Source organism: Ornithinimicrobium carbonis (assembly GCF_050703245.1).
Classification (GTDB): Bacteria; Actinomycetota; Actinomycetes; order Actinomycetales; family Dermatophilaceae; genus Ornithinicoccus.
This window is the reverse complement of record NZ_CP192647.1, coordinates 3,493,658-3,508,506: the sequence shown is the minus strand read 5'-3', so window position 1 is coordinate 3,508,506 and position 14,849 is coordinate 3,493,658. Positions and strand designations below refer to the sequence as shown.

Here is a 14,849-nt window from a genome sequence, read left to right as displayed (position 1 = left end):
CCCGCGCGGAGCTCTTCCGCCTGGGGCTCATGCTGGCCCTCCTCGTCGTCCTGCCGTTCGTGCTGGACAACTACTGGCTCTCGATCGTCAACACGATCCTCATCGCCGTCATCGGCGCCGTGGGCCTGAACATCCTCGTCGGCTACACCGGCCAGATCAGCCTGGGCCAGGGCGGCTTCCTCGCGGTCGGCGCCTACAGCTCGGCGATCCTCTCCGAACGGATGGGTATGCCGGTCCCGCTCGCGATCGCGTCCGCGGTGGTCTTCACCGCGGTGATCGGGACCTTCTTCGGCCTGCCCGGCCTGCGGCTCAAGGGCCTCTACCTGGCGATCGCCACCCTGGCCTCCCAGCAGATCATCGAGTTCATCATCCGCCGCTGGGGCTGGCTGACCGAGGACCGCGGCTTCATCAGCCTCTCCCGGCTCGACGTCTTCGGGTGGACGCTGCCGCGGGAGTCCTTCGAGCAGAGCTGGTACTGGATCCTGGTGGTCCTGGCCGGGATCGCCGTGATGGCCGCCCGCAACCTCTTCCGCACCGGCCTGGGCCGCTCGTTCATGGCCGTGCGCGACCAGGACATCGCCGCCGAGGCGATCGGGGTCAACATCACCCGGGCCAAGCTCACCGCGTTCGCGGTCTCCAGCGGGTTCGTCGGCCTGGCCGGCGCGCTGACCGCGCACTACACCGAGACGGTCACCTGGGAGGCGTTCACCCTCAACGTCTCGATCATGTACCTGGCGATGATCATCGTCGGCGGCCTGGGCAGCATCGCCGGCGCCGTCTACGGCGCGGTCTTCATGTCCCTGCTGCCGGTGCTCATCCGCGAGCTCGCCGACGTCGTCGGCCCCGCCGCCCCGTGGCTGTCCAGCCAGCTCCCGGCGATCCAGAACGCGATCTTCGGCCTGGTCATCATCCTGTTCCTCATCATCGAGCCCCGCGGCCTCAACCGGCTGTGGGAACGCGCCAAGGAGTACATCCGCTTCTGGCCCTTCCGCTACTAGTCACCTCACACCACCCCCCACAAGGAGAACACCATGAAGAGCACTGGACGTGGCGCGTTCGTCGCCTCCCTCGCCGCGCTGGCGCTGGGCCTGTCCGCCTGCGGCAGCGACGACGGCGGAGACGGTGGCGGCGGCGGTGACGCCGGCGGAGACTCCGGCGAGCCGATCAGCGTCGGCATGATCGCCGACCTCACCGGCGCGACCGGCGACGTGGGCGCCCCCTACAACGAGGGCATGCTGGCCTACGTCGAGTGGCGCAACGCCAACGGCGGCGTCGCCGACCGCGAGCTCGAGCCGATCTCCAACGACTACGCCTACGAGGTCCCGCAGGCCGAGCAGCTCTACAAGCAGTACGTCAACGACGGCGTCGTGGCCATCCAGGGCTGGGGCACCGGCGACACCGAAGCGCTGCACACCAAGGTCGCCGCCGACGAGCTGCCGTTCATGTCCGGCTCCTTCGCCGAGAGCCTCACCGACCCGGAGGAGGCGCCCTACAACTTCGTCGTCGCGCCGACCTACTCCGACCAGATGCGGATCGCGCTCAACTGGATCAACGAGGACTCCGGCGGCGGCGCCGAGGTCGCGGTCTTCCACCACGACAGCCCGTTCGGCCAGGCCCCCGTCGGCGACGGCGAGGCGTGGGTCGAGGAGGAGGGGCTCGACCTGGGCTACCAGGCCTACGCGATGCCCGGCGGCCAGCAGAACTACGTCGGTCTGCTCTCCCAGGCGCAGAGCCAGGGCGCGGAGTACATCGTCATCCAGAACGTCGCCTCCCCGGCGGCGCAGGTGGCCAAGGACATCGCGGCCCAGAACCTGGACATGAAGATCGTCTGCCTCAACTGGTGCGGCAACGAGCTGTTCATCACCACCGCCGGCGAGGAGGCCGCCGAGGGGCACATGCTCATCCAGCCGTTCGCGCCGATCACCTCCGAGAAGGACGGCCACGAGGAGATGACCGCCTACCTGGAGGAGCAGGGCGAGGACCCGGCCAGCAAGGGCACCTCCTGGGTGCAGGGCTGGATGGTCATGCACGTCATGGCCGAGGGCATGGAGAAGGCCGCCGAAGACGGGGACATCACCGGCCCCGCCATCAAGGAGGCCCTGGAGACCATGGGCGCCATCGACACCGGCGGCGTCATCGGTGAGGGCAACATCGAGTTCTCCGCCGACTCCCACCGCGGCTCCACCAGCGCCGGCATCTACATGGCCGAGGGCGGCCAGATGGTCGAGGTCGAGGCGGGCGCCACGCCATGAGCACCACCGCAGGAGCCACCCCCGGCGCAGCCTCGGCTGCGCCGGGGGGCGGCCCCGGCACGGGCGACCTGCTCGTCCTCAACAACGTCGAGGTCATCTACGACGACGTCATCCTCGTGCTGCGCGGCCTCTCGCTCGGCGTGCCGGAGGGCAAGATCGTGGCGCTCCTCGGCTCCAACGGGGCCGGAAAGTCGACGACGCTCAAGGCGGTCTCCGGGCTGCTGCCCAGCGAGCGCGGCGAGGTCACCGACGGGTCGATCCACTTCGGCGGCGAGGACATCACGCGGATCGAGGCCTCCGACCGGGTCACCCGCGGGATGAGCCTGTGCATGGAGGGACGGCACGTCTTCGAGCACCTCTCGGTCTCCGAGAACCTCGTGGCCGGCGCCTACACCCGCTCGGGCAAGGAGTCGGCGCAGGACCTGGACGTCGTCTACGAGTTCTTCCCCAAGCTGGCCGACATGCGGGCCCGGGTCGCCGGCTACCTCTCCGGCGGCGAGCAGCAGATGCTCGCCATCGGGCGGGCGCTGATGGCCCGGCCCACGCTGCTCATGCTCGACGAGCCGAGCCTGGGGCTGGCGCCGCTGCTGGTGCAGGAGATCTTCGGCTACATCAAGCGGCTCCACACCGAGACCGGGCTGACCGTGCTCGTCATCGAGCAGAACGCCCGGCGGGCCCTGGAGGTGGCCGACCACGGCTACATCATGGAGCAGGGCCGGATCGTGCTCGAGGGCCCCGCGGCCGAGCTGCGGGAGAACCCCGACGTCAAGGAGTTCTACCTCGGCCTCGGCGACGAGGGCAGCCGCAAGAGCTACCGCGACGTCAAGCACTACAAGCGCCGCAAGCGCTGGCTGTAGACCCCCCACCTTCCACAAGGAGTGACCCATGTCGATCCAGGCTGCCCTCAAGGCTCGTGAGGAGGCCCTCGCGCCCGCGCTGGAGCAGAGCCTGCGGCGGGCCGCCGAGCGGGTGCCGGGTTTCGCCGCCCGGCTCGCCGAGGCGGGTCTGACGCCGGACAGTTTCCAAGCAGGGCATGCCGTCTCCGAAGTGTTGGGGCAGCTGCCGGTGCTGTCCAAGGACGAGCTGGTGGAGCGGCGGCAGCAGGCCGACCCCCCGCACGGGGGGATGCTGGCGGCGGACGCGGACGTGGCGCGGTGGTTCCAGTCGCCGGGGCCGCTCTACGAGCCGCAGCTGGAGGGCGCCGACTGGCGGTGGGGGCAGGCGCTGGCCGACCTGGGCGTGGGCGCCGAGGACGTGGTGATCAACTGCTTCGGCTACCACCTCTCGCCGGCCGGGGCGATGCTCGAGCAGGGCGTGCGCTCGGTCGGGGCGGCCGTGGTGCCCGGCGGGATCGGCAACCAGGACCTGCAGGCGCGGGCGCTCGCCGACCTGGGCGTGACCGGGTACGTCGGGCTGCCGTCCTACCTCAAGGCGCTGATCGAGCGGTTCGACGGGCTCGAGGGTGTGGCGGCCGACCGCTGGCGGCTGGAGCGGGCGCTGATGACGGCCGAGCCGCTGCCGGAGTCGCTGCGGGCCGTGATCGCCGAGCGGGTGCCGGCGGCGCGGATGGCCTACGGGACGGGGGAGACGGGGCTGCTGGCGTGGGAGCCGGCGGGGGAGGACCCGTTGGCCGGGCACGGGATGGTGCTGGCCGACGGGGTGGACGTGCAGGTGTGCGAGATCGGCACCGGGCGGCCGGTCGACGACGGGACTGAGGGGGAGGTCGTGGTGACGCTGCTGCGCAGCGACTACCCGCTCGTGCGCTTCGGCACGGGTGATCTGTCTGGGTGGACGCTGGGGCCGGACGGCTCGCTGCGGCTGCGCGGGGTGCTGGGCCGGACCGGGGCGGCGGTGAAGGTGCGGGGGATGTTCCTGCACCCGCGCCAGGTCGCCTCGGTCATGGAGGGGGTGGAGGGGGTCGCCGACTACCGCTTCGTCATCGAGCGGGTCGACCACGTCGACCAGCTGCGGTGCGAGGTGGTGCCCGCCGCCGCCAGCGGCGGGGAGCCCGGCGCCGGCGCGACGACCACCGGGCCCGAAGGCGAGGCTCTGGCCCGCCGGGTGGCCGACCGGGTGCGCGAGGGGTTGCGCTTCAGCACCCGCGTCCAGGTGGTCGAGGCGCTGTCGCCGGGCGACGGGCCGGTCGTGGACGTGCGGGACTGGAGCTGACCGCCGGTGGAGGGGGCCGCGCCCGCGTCCCTTTCCCGCGCCTGGACGAGGGCCGTCAGCCGACCTTGACACCTGGGTGCCCCCGGCGAACCTGTCGTGCCAGCCCCGCCGCCCGGCGGTGTCGCTGCTGATGCCGACCGCGATGGCGATCATGGCGGCGAGCTGGGCCAGGCCGGCCAGGAAGCCGCCCACGAACGGGAGGATGCCCAGGAGCGTCAGGGCGACCCAGATGTTGCGCCTGACGGCCTCCTCGATCGTCGGGCGACCGCCGCCCGCGCCCCGGGTCTCGAGCTTGACGACCATCTTGCCGATGGTCTGCCCGCGGCTGGACTCCAGGTAGGCGAAGTAGCCCAGGTAGATCGCCGTGGCGAGCACCGAGCCGACGGCCCCGGTGAGGAAGTTGCCTCCGCCGCCGAACATTCCGCCGGACCCGCCCATGAGCGACCCGACGACGACGAAGGAGACGAGGACGAAGTTGACGACAAGCAGGATGACGTGGTCGATGAGCCGCGCGAGGAAGCGGTCGAGCAGCTCGGCGGGGCGCCCCACCATGCCCCCCGCCTGGGTGCCGGGGTGTCCCGGCTGCTGGTAGTACCCGTCCTGCGGCGGCGTGCCCTGCCGGTAGCCGCCCTGTGACAGTGGTGGGGGCTGCTGGTAGCCACCCTGCGGCGATGGCTGCTGGTAGGGCGGCGGTGGGGACTGCTGGTAGCCGCCCTGCGGCGGCGGGGGCTGCTGGTGACCACTCTGGGGTGGTGGCGCCTGCTGGTAGCCCCCGGGAGGAGGCGGCGGCGCGGCGCTGGCACCCTCGGTGGGCTCGTCCTCGGGCCTGGGCTGTGGCGACATCGGATCCGTCATCGTGCATGCACTCCTTCGTCCTGGTTGCCACGGCTCGCCCCGGTGCTCAGGAGGAGACGCCGCGGGCCGAGCCCCCGTCGACGTCGGCCACCGCCACCGTAGCGAGGTTCCGCGGGCCTGGGAAGGGTGCCGCCGGCCTGCTGCACCAGCCCTGCACGGACAAGGGTGTGCACCGGATACCAGGTCGTCGACGGTGCATCTGCGCCACAACCTTGTCCCGCGACCGGTCGACCTGCTTCGGTGTGCAGATGCACCTCAGCCGCCCGGCCTTAGGCCGTCCTGCCCTCGCCGTGAGCCTCGTCGGTGCCCTCGTCCTCACGGCCTGCGAGCCGGCGGTCGAGGGCTCGCCCCAGGAGGTCGCCGCCGCCGTGGCCGCGGCGTTGGAGACGGGGACCTTCGACGCGGTGCCGATGGCGGACGCCGTCCCCGCCGACGTCCAGGCCCAGCGTGAGGAGGCGTACGCCGGGCTCGGTGAGGTGCCCCTCGACGTGCAGGTGCTCGACGTCACCGAGGAGGACGACACCGCCGAGGGACGGCTGCAGCTGACCTTGGACCTGCCCGGCGAGGGCGACGACCTCGTGCGCGAGGTGCCGGTGCGGATGCAGGTCGTCGAGGAGGAGTGGACCGCCACCTGGGAGCACGCGCTGCTGGGCGTGCCCGACGGTCAGGTGCTCGACCTGGAGGAGACCGAGCAGCCGCGTGCCGACATCTCGACCGCGACGGCGAGGGGCTGGCCACCTCCCGGCCGGTCTGGCACGTCGGCATCGACAAGACCCAGGTCGGGGCCGATGAGGTCGAGGAGTCCGCCCGCCGGCTCGCCGAGGCGGCCGGGACCGACCCGGCGGGGTATGCCGCCTCCGTCGCCGCCGCAGGACCCGAGGCCTTCGTCCGGCTCATCACCTACCGGCAGAGCGACGAGGAGGGGGACAGTCTCGTCGCCGCCACCGAGGAGATCCCCGGTGCGGTCGCCCTGGACGCCACCCAGGTGCTGGGACCGACGCGGACCTTCGCCCAGCCCCTGCTCGGCACGGTGGGAGAGGTCACCGCCGAGCTCGTGGACTCCGACCCGGAGCGCTACGCGCTGGGCGACGTGGTCGGGCTGTCGGGGTTGCAGTCGGCCTTCGACGACCAGCTCCGCGGCGAGCCGGGGCTGCGCGTCTCGGCCGTCGACCCCGACACCGGCGAGGGCTCCGAGCTGCTGGATCGCGAGGGGGTGGAGCCCGAGCCCCTGCAGGTCACGCTGGACACCGACCTGCAGGAGCTGGCCGAGGAGGTGCTCGCCGATGTCGGGCCGGCGAGCGCCCTCGTGGCGCTCCAGCCCAGCACCGGCGACGTGCTGGCCCTGGCGAACGGCCCAGGGTCCGAGGGGACGTCGACTGCGCTCGCCGGCCAGTACCCGCCCGGCTCGACGTTCAAGATCGCGTCCGCGCTCGCGCTCCTGCGGGAGGGCCTGACGCCCGAGTCCACGGTGCGGTGCGAGCCGTCGCTGGTGGTGGACGGCTACGAGTTCACGAACGTCACCGGCTACCCCGAGGCCGCGCTGGGCGACATCCCGCTCGTGACGGCGATGGCCAACTCCTGCAACACCGCGCTCATCGGTGAGCGCGACCGCATACCGATGGAGGAGCTGGCGCAGGCCGCGCGGGACCTGGGGATCGGGGCCGTGTGGGAGATGCCGGTCACGGCGTTCAGCGGCAGCGTCCCCCCCGAAGAGGCGGCCTCGCAGACGGAGCACGCCGCCAGCCTCATCGGGCAGGGCTCGGTGCTGGCCTCGCCCGCCGCGATGGCGGCGGTGGCGGCGAGCGTCGCGGAGGGCGGGCCGTTGGTGCCGCGCGTGGTCCTCGACCAGGAGGTGCCGGAGCCGGAGGGCGGCCTCTCGACCGAGGAGGCCGATGGGCTGCGCACGATGATGCGGGCCGTGGTGACCGAGGGGAGCGCCTCAATGCTCGCCGACAACCCCGGCGAGCCGGTGCTGGCCAAGACCGGCACGGCGGAGTTCGGCACGCAGGACCCGCCGCAGACACACGTGTGGATGGTCGCCGTCCAGGGCGACCTGGCGGTGGCGATCTTCGTGGAGGAGGGGGAGTTCGGCTCGACGACCGTCGGACCGCTGATGGACGCGTTCCTGACGGAGGCGGTGGGCTGACGGGTATGCGGTGGGCCGGCCACCCGTGCGTCGACCAGCGGGGCCGTCCTCAGCCCTCGATGAGGATCTCGGCGAAGGCCAGCGCCCACTCCTCGGCCGTCGGGTCGTCGGAGGCGATGGTGGACAGGTCGACGACCGCCACCCGGTCGGCGTTGTCCTGCGCCCAGGCGAGGATCTCGTCGGCGACGCCCGGCCCGTACAGCTCCGGAGGGGCGACGGCGACGAGCACGGGCAGGTCCTCGTCGATCGCGTCCACCTCGGCCAGCAGCGTGTCGAGCGAGGCGGCGACGTCCTCGTCCTCGCTGTCCATGCCGAGCGAGACCAGGACCGCGTCCACGTCGCCCGCCTCGTCGGCGAACCGGTCGACCCGTTCGGCGGCGTCGGCGATGGACGTGCCGTCCCGGCTCGCGCTCCAGATCGTCAGCTGAGGACCGTCCTCCTCGGACAGGACGATCGGGTCGTTGAAGGTGACGTCCGCCGCCTCACCCCAGTGGTGGATGGTGACGGGGCGGTCGCTCCCGACTTCATCGCCCCAGAGCTGCACCCACTGCGTGGGCATGTTGCTGTAGCCGTCGCCGATCACCAGGAGGTCGCTCTCGTCCGACCAGGCGTGAACCCAGGCCTCCACCGTCGCACGGTCAGCGGGATCCGTAGCGTCGGTGGTAGGCGCGGCCATCTCGACCGAGCCCTCCGTCCGAGTCGCACCGTCGGACGACGTGACAGCCGCACCGTCGGCGCCCTGCTCACCCACACCGGTGGTCACTGCGGCGCCGTCCGGCTCCGCGGTCGAGGCCCATCCGGCGACCTGCCCGGCCGGCCCGTCGAGCGAGGGGTGCGGACGGTTGACGCTCCACACCGCATAGGCCGAGCTCGCGACCGCCAGGGCGGCGAGACCGGCGATGAGCGCGTTCTGGCTGCGGGTCGACAGTTCCATCGATCAGCCCTGGGCGACCGGCGTCTGCGTCTCGCGCCGCGCCTTCCGTGACCGGGGCCGACGTCCGCGGCCTTCAAGCTCGGTGTCGGGGCGGTAGTTGCCGTAGGAGTAGCTGTAGGCGTCCGGGCCCTTGGTCGACAGACGGTTGGCGACCAGGCCCAGCAGCTTGCCGCCCACTCGCTCAAGCGTGCCGAGGGCCCGCTCCAGCTCGTCCCGTCGGACGACGTTGGCTCCGACCACCACCAGGACACCGTCGGTCAGCGTGGAAAGGATGGCGCCGTCCGTAACGGCGAGGAGCGGCGGGCCGTCGATCAGCACATAGTCAAATTCCGTGCTGAGCCGCTCCAGCATACGGTGCATCGCGTCTGACCCGAGCAGCTCGCTCGGGTTTGGCGGGATCGGGCCGCAGCCGAGGACGTAGAGGCCCTCGACGTAGGGCTGCAGCACGTCGGCGAGCTCGACCCGTCCCACGACGACGTCGGTGACGCCGGCTGCGTTCTCCAGGCCCATGTAGTCAAGTAGCCGGGGACGGCGCAGGTCGCCCTCGATGAGACAGACCGTCGATCCGGTCTCGGCGATCGTGAGCGCCAAGTTCGCAGTGGTCGTGCTCTTGCCCTCCCCAGGGACCGACGAAGTGATGAGGAAGGTTGTCGGCTGGTCGTCCGGGTCGAGGTAGAGCAGGTTGGTCCGCAGCGCCCGGAATGCTTCGGCCCGGGGGCTGTGGGGGTCTATCTCGATGACCAAGGGGTGCGCAGGGGCGTCCTTGTCGAAGGAGATCGCGCCGATCGTCGGCTCCTCAGTGACCCGGGCGATGTCGGATTCCCCACGGACGCGGCGATCCAGCAGATCGCGCAGCACGGCGAGTACTAGCCCAAGCAGGGTTCCCAGCACCGTGGCGAGGGCGAGGTTAAGTAGCGGATCGGGCTTGGCGGGGGACTCCGGCGCGATGGCGGGCCGCACGACCGTTGCCTTGACCGGGCTCTGGGCGTCGTCCGAAACCCGTTCCAGCTCCTGCACCGTCTCAGTGAGATGGCCGGCGACACTATTGGCGATCTGCGCGGCCTGCTCCGGGTCGCGATCAATCACGGCGAGGTCGATGAGCACCGTATTCAGTGGCACCGTCGCTGTCACCTGCTCCGCCAGCGAACTGGCCGATAAGTCAAGACCCAAGTCGTCGATCACCGGTCCCAGCACAGCGGGCGTGGTGACAATGTCGGCATACGTCGCGACCTGCCGCTGGGTGAACGAACTGCCCTGCACGAGGTCTGAAACATTGTCTCCAGCGGCCGTCGAGATAAAGAGCTCGGCCTCCGCACGATACTCCCGCGGCGCCAGCGCCGTGAGCAGCGCGGCGACCGCGATCGTCGCGAGCAGCACGGCGACGACGAGCCGCCAGCTGCGCCGGACGATGCGCAGATAGTCAGACAGTTCCATTCACGATCCTGGGCTCGGTGGGACGATCGGCCAAACGACGCCCAACCTACCGGACCGGGTAGCGTTCCCCCATGGCGAACGACGTGCGCACCCACCTCATCGGTCTGCTGCTCGGCGCGGAGGAGGACTGGCCCCGCGCCTTCGAGACCATCCTCGGCATGGTCGGCCCGCTCAAGGCGGGCGGCCAGACGCACACGATCTCGAGCGAACGGGTGCGCATCCACCCCTTTGACCTCACCGACCCGGTGCGCCATGGCCTGGTCATCGACCGCCTCGCGTACTGGTACTACCACCCCCGAGAGTGGCTCAAGAAGGCGTCGCTGATGAACGACACCTATCTGCTCAACAGCCCGTTCACCTTCCAGGCCATGGAGAAGCACAGCGCCTACGTCGCGATGCTGCGGCTGGGCATGAAGATCCCCCAGACCGTCCTGGTGCCCTACAAGAACCCCGTCGACAACGTGCGTTGGGCCTACACCTCCTCGCGCTACAACGACCCGTTCGACCTGGAGAAGATCGCCGAGGAGGTCGGATACCCGCTCTACATGAAGCCCTTCGACGGGGGTGGCTGGCGTGGCGTGTCGCGGGTCGACAACGTGGACGACCTGCACCGGTCCTACGACGAGTCCGACAAGATGCTCATGCACCTGCAGGCCACCGTCGACTACGACCACTTCGCCCGGGCGCTGTCCATCGGGGCCGGAGACCATGGTGATGGACTTCCGCCCCGGCGAACCCATGCACAGCAGGTATGCCGTCACCCACGACTTCCTCTCCCCGCAGGCCGGGTGGGAGACCGAGACGGTGAGCAAGGTGGTCAACGCCTTCTTCGGCTGGGAGTTCAACAGCTGCGAGATGCTCGTCAAGGGCGACGAGGTCCACCCGATCGACTACGCCAACGCCTGCCCCGACGTCGCCCTGACCTCGCTGCACTACTACTTCCCATGGGCGATCACCGCGCTCGTCCGCTGGTCGACCTACTGCATGGTGACCGGCCGCCGGTCCTTCATCGGGGTGCGTTCGCCTCGGGCCTACTTCGACATCGCTGACGACCCGGACCGCAGCTACGCGGAGAAGATGCAGGCCTACCGCGAGTTGGCGGACGATGAGTTCGAGACCGACCGCTACTGGGAGTGGTGCGAGCGGAACCTGCCTTACCTACCGGCGCGGGTGCTGGAGTGGGTCAGCTCGGACGACTTCGACCGGCTGCTGGTCGAGACGGTCAAAGCAACCTACCCGGAGCACGAGCACGAGCAGTTCGTCGCGCACTTTCGCGGGCTGACGGGGATGTGGGTGACCGATCAGACTGGCCTCGGCCCGCGGGAGGGGTGAAGCGTCTCAGGGCGGAGGGGATGTACGGGCGGTGTAGGGACCGATGGGGCCGGGACACCGACAACGCGATGGCCCCAAGCCGCCCCCACCGCCAGCCACAGCCCACATGGGGGCGGCATCACCCTGAGGCCTAGTGATGAGGATGCCGCAGTTGGACCCAATGGCTACCGGCTGGTTAACTATCCCAGGTATTGCACGGGTAAAGGGCTGGCGGTCCGGTGAGACCGCCGTGGGGCGGCCTGGTCGGGTAGATGGGAACTTTTCTTGATTTCTTCGGTGGAGATCCCGCGTGAGCCGCAGGGGGCTCGCGACGGTCTCGGCGTCGGGTCCGCCCCGACGCCGCTCTTCGTCGTCCCCGACGGACTGCAGGGTGGGCGACGGAGGGGGCTGCCCCAGGCCCGCAGGTACCTGACGGGTTACCTGTCGGTGGTGCGGGTGGCCGACCTGCTCGTGGTGGCGGTGGCCGTCGTGGCGGCGCAGCTGTTCAGGTTCGGGACCGACGGGCGCGAGCTGCAGAGCGCGCTCGGGGCGGTGAGCTACACGACCGTCTCGCTGGCGCTGATGGCCGGGTGGATGGCCTCGTTGCACCTGCAGAACTCCTACGACGGGCGCCTGGTGGGGCACGGCGTGCAGGAGTACAAGCAGGTGTTCCAGGCCTCGACCTGGCTGTTCGCGATCGTGGCGATCGTCGCGCTGGCGCTGAAGGCGGACTTCGCCCGGGGGTATGTCGTGCTGGCCTTCCCGCTGGGGACGGTGCTGCTGCTGGTGGCCCGCTGGAGTGCGCGCCGATGGTTGGTGCGCCGGCGCCGGGAGGGTGCGCTCTCGGACCGGGTGCTTCTTGTGGGGGACCGGGACCACGTGGCCAGCCTGGTGGTGGCGCTGGGGCGGGCGCCGGACGCGGGCTACCAGGTGCTGGGGGCCTGTGTGGACGGTGCCAGCGAGGGCCGGGTCGCCGGGGTCCCGGTCCTGGGGCCGGAGTCCGACGTGCTGGTCAAGGCGCTGGAGATGGACGTGGACGTGGTGGCGGTGTCCTCCTCCGCGGGGCTGGGCCAGGAGGGGTTGCGCCGGCTGGGGTGGGCGTTGGAGGGGACCGACATCGACCTGGTCGTCGCGCCGGGGATCATGGACGTGGCCGGGCCGCGGGTGCTGACCCGTCCGGTGCAGGGTCTGCCGCTGATCCACGTGGAGTCGCCGCGGTTCGCCGGTCCGCAGCTGGTGGCCAAGAACGTGGTGGACCGGATGGCGGCGGTGGCGGTGCTGGTGGTCATGGCTCCGGTGATGGGGCTGGTGGCGCTGGCGGTGCGGGGCGAGGACGGCGGTCCGGTGCTCTTCCGGCAGGAGCGGGTGGGCCGTGACGGACGCACGTTCGCGATGCTGAAGTTCCGCAGCATGGTGGTGCAGGCCGAGGAGATGCTGCCCACGCTGCGGGCGGTGGACCAGGGGGCCGGGCCGATGTTCAAGGTGCCCGAGGACCCGCGGGTGACGCGGGTGGGAGCCTTCATCCGGCGCCACTCCCTGGACGAGCTGCCCCAGCTGATCAACGTGCTGCGCGGCGACATGAGCCTGGTCGGGCCGCGCCCGCCGCTGCCGCGGGAGGTCGCCGCCTACGAGGCGGCCACCCATCGTCGACTCCTGGTCAAGCCGGGCATGACCGGCCTGTGGCAGATCAGCGGGCGCAGCAACCTCTCCTGGCAGGAGTCGGTCCGCCTCGACCTCTACTACGTCGAGAACTGGACCCCGGTGCTGGACCTGATGATCCTGTGGCGCACCGTCCAGGTCGTGCTCAAGCCCGACGAGAACAGCGCTTACTGAACGCTTGGGCGGGGCTTTGGGTCACCGCCGGGACCTCTCCTAGGCGGTCTATCCGCTACTTGTTGGTCTCGTCCGCCAGCTGCTTGGGGCTCTTGCGCTGGCCCTTGGCGACCACCCTGGTGGTCTCGCGGTTGGCCAGCATCCGGACCATCCCGACGACCGCACCGGACAGCACCGCGAAGGCGATGGCCTCCTTGATGTCGATGTCCGGGTCCTCCGGGTTGCTGGGGGAGTCCTTGCCGGTGACGAACTTCCACGTGCCGTCCGTCATCTTGCGGGCGACGACGCTGGCGCCGATCGCGGCGGCGGTGGTGGCGAGCTTTGCGACGAGGTTACCCATGAGAGCGATCCTGCCACAGCGGTGCTAGCGTGGATAACGGAAACGACAGGGGAGCGCCCTGAGCGCTGAGAGTGCGGCACCCGCCGCAGACCCTCGAACCTGCACCGGTTAGCACCGGCGAAGGAAGTCGACAAGGAGACTCGATGATGCCCATCCACCGGTCCACCCTCCGCGCCCTGGCTCTGAGCGCCACCGCCGGCCTGGTCCTGAGCTCGTGCACCCTGCTGGGGGGTGACGAGGAGCCGAGCCCAGCACCGGCGCCCGCGCCGACCCAGGACCCGGCAGACGAGGGGACGGCCACGGGCGGCTCGGGGCTCGACGGTGACAATGCGACCGCGTCCTCCGGCAACGACGCGGACCGCAGCACCGGGACCGCGGCGGCCCCCACCACCGACGAGGTCGTGCTCGTCACCCACTCCTCCTTTACCGTCCCCGAGGAGCTGGTCGCCGCGTTCGAAACCGAGACCGGTTGGGACCTGACCATCCAGTCCTCCGGCGACGCCGGCGAGCTGACGAACAGGTTGGTCCTCACCTCGGGCAGCCCCATCGGGGACGTCGTCTTCGGGATCGACAACACGTATGCCAGCCGCGCGGTCGACGAGGGGGTGCTCGCGGCATACACCCCCTCGGACCTGCCCGAGTCGGCGGAGGAGCACGCGCTGGAGGGGGGCGCGGCATACCTGACCCCGGTCGACTTCGGTGACGTGTGCGTGCGTGAACGTGGACGACGTGTGGTTCGCAAACAACGGCATCGCCCCGCCGGAGACGCTGACCGACCTGACGGAGCCGGAGTATGAGGACCTGTTCGTCACGCCGGGGGCGAGCACGTCCTCGCCGGGGCTGGCGTTCCTGTTGGCCACGGTCGGGGAGTTCGGGCCGGGGCAGTGGCAGGGCTACTGGGAGGACCTGATGGCCAACGGGGCCAAGGTCACCAGCGGGTGGACCGACGCCTACACGGTGGACTTCACCGCCGGCGGGGGTGGTGGTGACCGGCCGATCGTGCTGTCCTACGCCAGCTCGCCGCCGTTCACCATCCCCGAGGGTGGGTTCCAGCCGACGACGCGGGCGCTTATGGAGACCTGCTTCCGGCAGGTGGAGTACGCCGGGGTGCTGGAGGGGGCGCAGAACCCTGAGGGTGCGCAGGCGGTCGTGGACTGGCTGGTGAGTCCGCAGGTGCAGGCTTCGATCCCGGACAACATGTTCATGTTCCCGGTGGACGAGGAGGTGGCGCTGCCCGAGCTGTGGGCGCAGTGGGCGGCCGTGGCCGAGGACCCGATCGTGGTGCACCCCGACCAGATCGAGGAGGAGCGGGAGACCTGGCTGCGGGAGTGGGCGGACATCGCGACTGGGTGAGTGTCGCGGCTCCGTGATTTGGCGGGCCGAGGTGGCTAGCGCCGCCGGTCGCGGCGGGGCTTCGAGAAGGGGCTCCCCCCTCCTGCGCTACGTCTCGACCGCGGGTGCGACGGCATACCCCGTCCGGAGTCGGGCGACCAAGGTCACGGAAAGGGCTTTACTCATTCCGATGCCATCCCGCCGATTGAAGGGCCGCCACGAGCCCCCGAGCGCCCGCTCGCC

Annotated in this window: 14 protein-coding genes, 1 pseudogene and 1 riboswitch; of the genes and pseudogenes, 10 read left to right on the top strand and 5 right to left on the bottom strand. The window is 70.7% G+C overall.

All coding sequences use genetic code 11. The features are described 5' to 3' along the window. Positions 1 to 29 precede the first annotated feature (29 nt). Genes ACQ95T_RS17665 through ACQ95T_RS17650 form a run of 4 tightly spaced genes read left to right on the top strand, consistent with a single transcriptional unit; the run spans position 30 to position 4,421 of the window. Positions 30 to 998 (top strand): branched-chain amino acid ABC transporter permease, encoded by a 969-nt coding sequence (locus tag ACQ95T_RS17665; RefSeq protein WP_431473202.1) that lies wholly within the window; start codon positions 30 to 32, stop codon positions 996 to 998. A 33-nt stretch (positions 999 to 1,031) separates the two neighbouring features. Beyond that, positions 1,032 to 2,252: an ABC transporter substrate-binding protein gene (locus ACQ95T_RS17660; protein ID WP_425942205.1), complete on the top strand. Its 1,221-nt coding sequence runs from the start codon at positions 1,032 to 1,034 to the stop codon at positions 2,250 to 2,252. After that, on the top strand, positions 2,249 to 3,109 hold the full coding sequence (locus ACQ95T_RS17655; RefSeq protein WP_425942203.1) for an ABC transporter ATP-binding protein: 861 nt from the start codon (positions 2,249 to 2,251) through the stop codon (positions 3,107 to 3,109). The genes ACQ95T_RS17660 and ACQ95T_RS17655 overlap by 4 nt, the downstream gene beginning before the upstream one ends. 28 nt (positions 3,110 to 3,137) lie before the next feature. Then, positions 3,138 to 4,421, top strand: coding sequence for a phenylacetate--CoA ligase family protein (locus ACQ95T_RS17650; protein WP_431473201.1), 1,284 nt, complete (start codon positions 3,138 to 3,140; stop codon positions 4,419 to 4,421). Positions 4,422 to 4,562: 141 nt separating this feature from the next. Here the strand turns inward: ACQ95T_RS17650 and ACQ95T_RS17645 are convergent. Both ACQ95T_RS17645 and ACQ95T_RS17640 read right to left on the bottom strand, forming a co-directional pair. After that, positions 4,563 to 4,973 (bottom strand): annotated as a pseudogene (locus ACQ95T_RS17645) (RDD family protein); the annotation flags it as partial. Between the two features lie 572 nt (positions 4,974 to 5,545). After that, the gene (locus tag ACQ95T_RS17640) at positions 5,546 to 5,917 is read right to left on the bottom strand and encodes a hypothetical protein (protein WP_431473200.1); all 372 of its coding nucleotides are present in this window, start codon (positions 5,915 to 5,917) and stop codon (positions 5,546 to 5,548) included. On the opposite strand from ACQ95T_RS17640, the gene ACQ95T_RS17635 reads away from it, so the two are divergent. Continuing rightward, complete coding sequence (locus tag ACQ95T_RS17635; RefSeq protein WP_431473199.1) at positions 5,896 to 7,422, top strand: penicillin-binding transpeptidase domain-containing protein; 1,527 nt, start codon at positions 5,896 to 5,898, stop codon at positions 7,420 to 7,422. The genes ACQ95T_RS17640 and ACQ95T_RS17635 overlap by 22 nt on opposite strands. 49 nt (positions 7,423 to 7,471) lie before the next feature. On the opposite strand, the gene ACQ95T_RS17630 is transcribed toward ACQ95T_RS17635, so the two are convergent. Both ACQ95T_RS17630 and ACQ95T_RS17625 read right to left on the bottom strand, forming a co-directional pair. Next, the gene (locus ACQ95T_RS17630) at positions 7,472 to 8,356 is read right to left on the bottom strand and encodes a hypothetical protein (protein ID WP_425942196.1); all 885 of its coding nucleotides are present in this window, start codon (positions 8,354 to 8,356) and stop codon (positions 7,472 to 7,474) included. A 3-nt stretch (positions 8,357 to 8,359) separates the two neighbouring features. Further along, positions 8,360 to 9,790 carry a polysaccharide biosynthesis tyrosine autokinase gene (locus tag ACQ95T_RS17625; protein WP_425942195.1) on the bottom strand — a complete coding sequence of 477 codons (1,431 nt, stop codon included), beginning with the start codon at positions 9,788 to 9,790 and terminating at the stop codon, positions 8,360 to 8,362. Between the two features lie 71 nt (positions 9,791 to 9,861). Here ACQ95T_RS17625 and ACQ95T_RS17620 point away from each other — a divergent pair, with 71 nt between their 5' ends. From ACQ95T_RS17620 to ACQ95T_RS17610, 3 genes are all read left to right on the top strand, one after another. After that, complete coding sequence (locus ACQ95T_RS17620; RefSeq protein ID WP_431473198.1) at positions 9,862 to 10,839, top strand: ATP-grasp domain-containing protein; 978 nt, start codon at positions 9,862 to 9,864, stop codon at positions 10,837 to 10,839. After that, positions 10,805 to 11,122: a hypothetical protein gene (locus tag ACQ95T_RS17615; RefSeq protein ID WP_431473197.1), complete on the top strand. Its 318-nt coding sequence runs from the start codon at positions 10,805 to 10,807 to the stop codon at positions 11,120 to 11,122. The genes ACQ95T_RS17620 and ACQ95T_RS17615 overlap by 35 nt, the downstream gene beginning before the upstream one ends. Positions 11,123 to 11,398: 276 nt before the next feature. Further along, entirely contained in the window at positions 11,399 to 12,934 is a 1,536-nt protein-coding gene (locus tag ACQ95T_RS17610) for a sugar transferase (protein ID WP_425942191.1), read from the top strand. A gap of 55 nt (positions 12,935 to 12,989) precedes the next feature. Here the strand turns inward: ACQ95T_RS17610 and ACQ95T_RS17605 are convergent, their stop codons facing one another. Beyond that, a complete protein-coding gene (locus tag ACQ95T_RS17605; RefSeq protein WP_425942189.1) occupies positions 12,990 to 13,274 on the bottom strand; it encodes a DUF4235 domain-containing protein in 285 nt (94 codons plus the stop codon). A 37-nt stretch (positions 13,275 to 13,311) separates the two neighbouring features. Beyond that, positions 13,312 to 13,417, top strand: a riboswitch (TPP riboswitch). Between ACQ95T_RS17605 and ACQ95T_RS17600 the strand changes: the two genes are divergently transcribed. Together ACQ95T_RS17600 and ACQ95T_RS17595 are read left to right on the top strand one after the other, a co-directional pair. Beyond that, positions 13,418 to 14,071, top strand: a complete 654-nt coding sequence (locus tag ACQ95T_RS17600) for a hypothetical protein (protein WP_431473196.1) — start codon at positions 13,418 to 13,420, stop codon at positions 14,069 to 14,071. Further along, positions 14,004 to 14,627, top strand: a complete 624-nt coding sequence (locus tag ACQ95T_RS17595; RefSeq protein WP_431473195.1) for a thiamine ABC transporter substrate-binding protein — start codon at positions 14,004 to 14,006, stop codon at positions 14,625 to 14,627. The genes ACQ95T_RS17600 and ACQ95T_RS17595 overlap by 68 nt, the downstream gene beginning before the upstream one ends. Positions 14,628 to 14,849 lie beyond the last annotated feature (222 nt).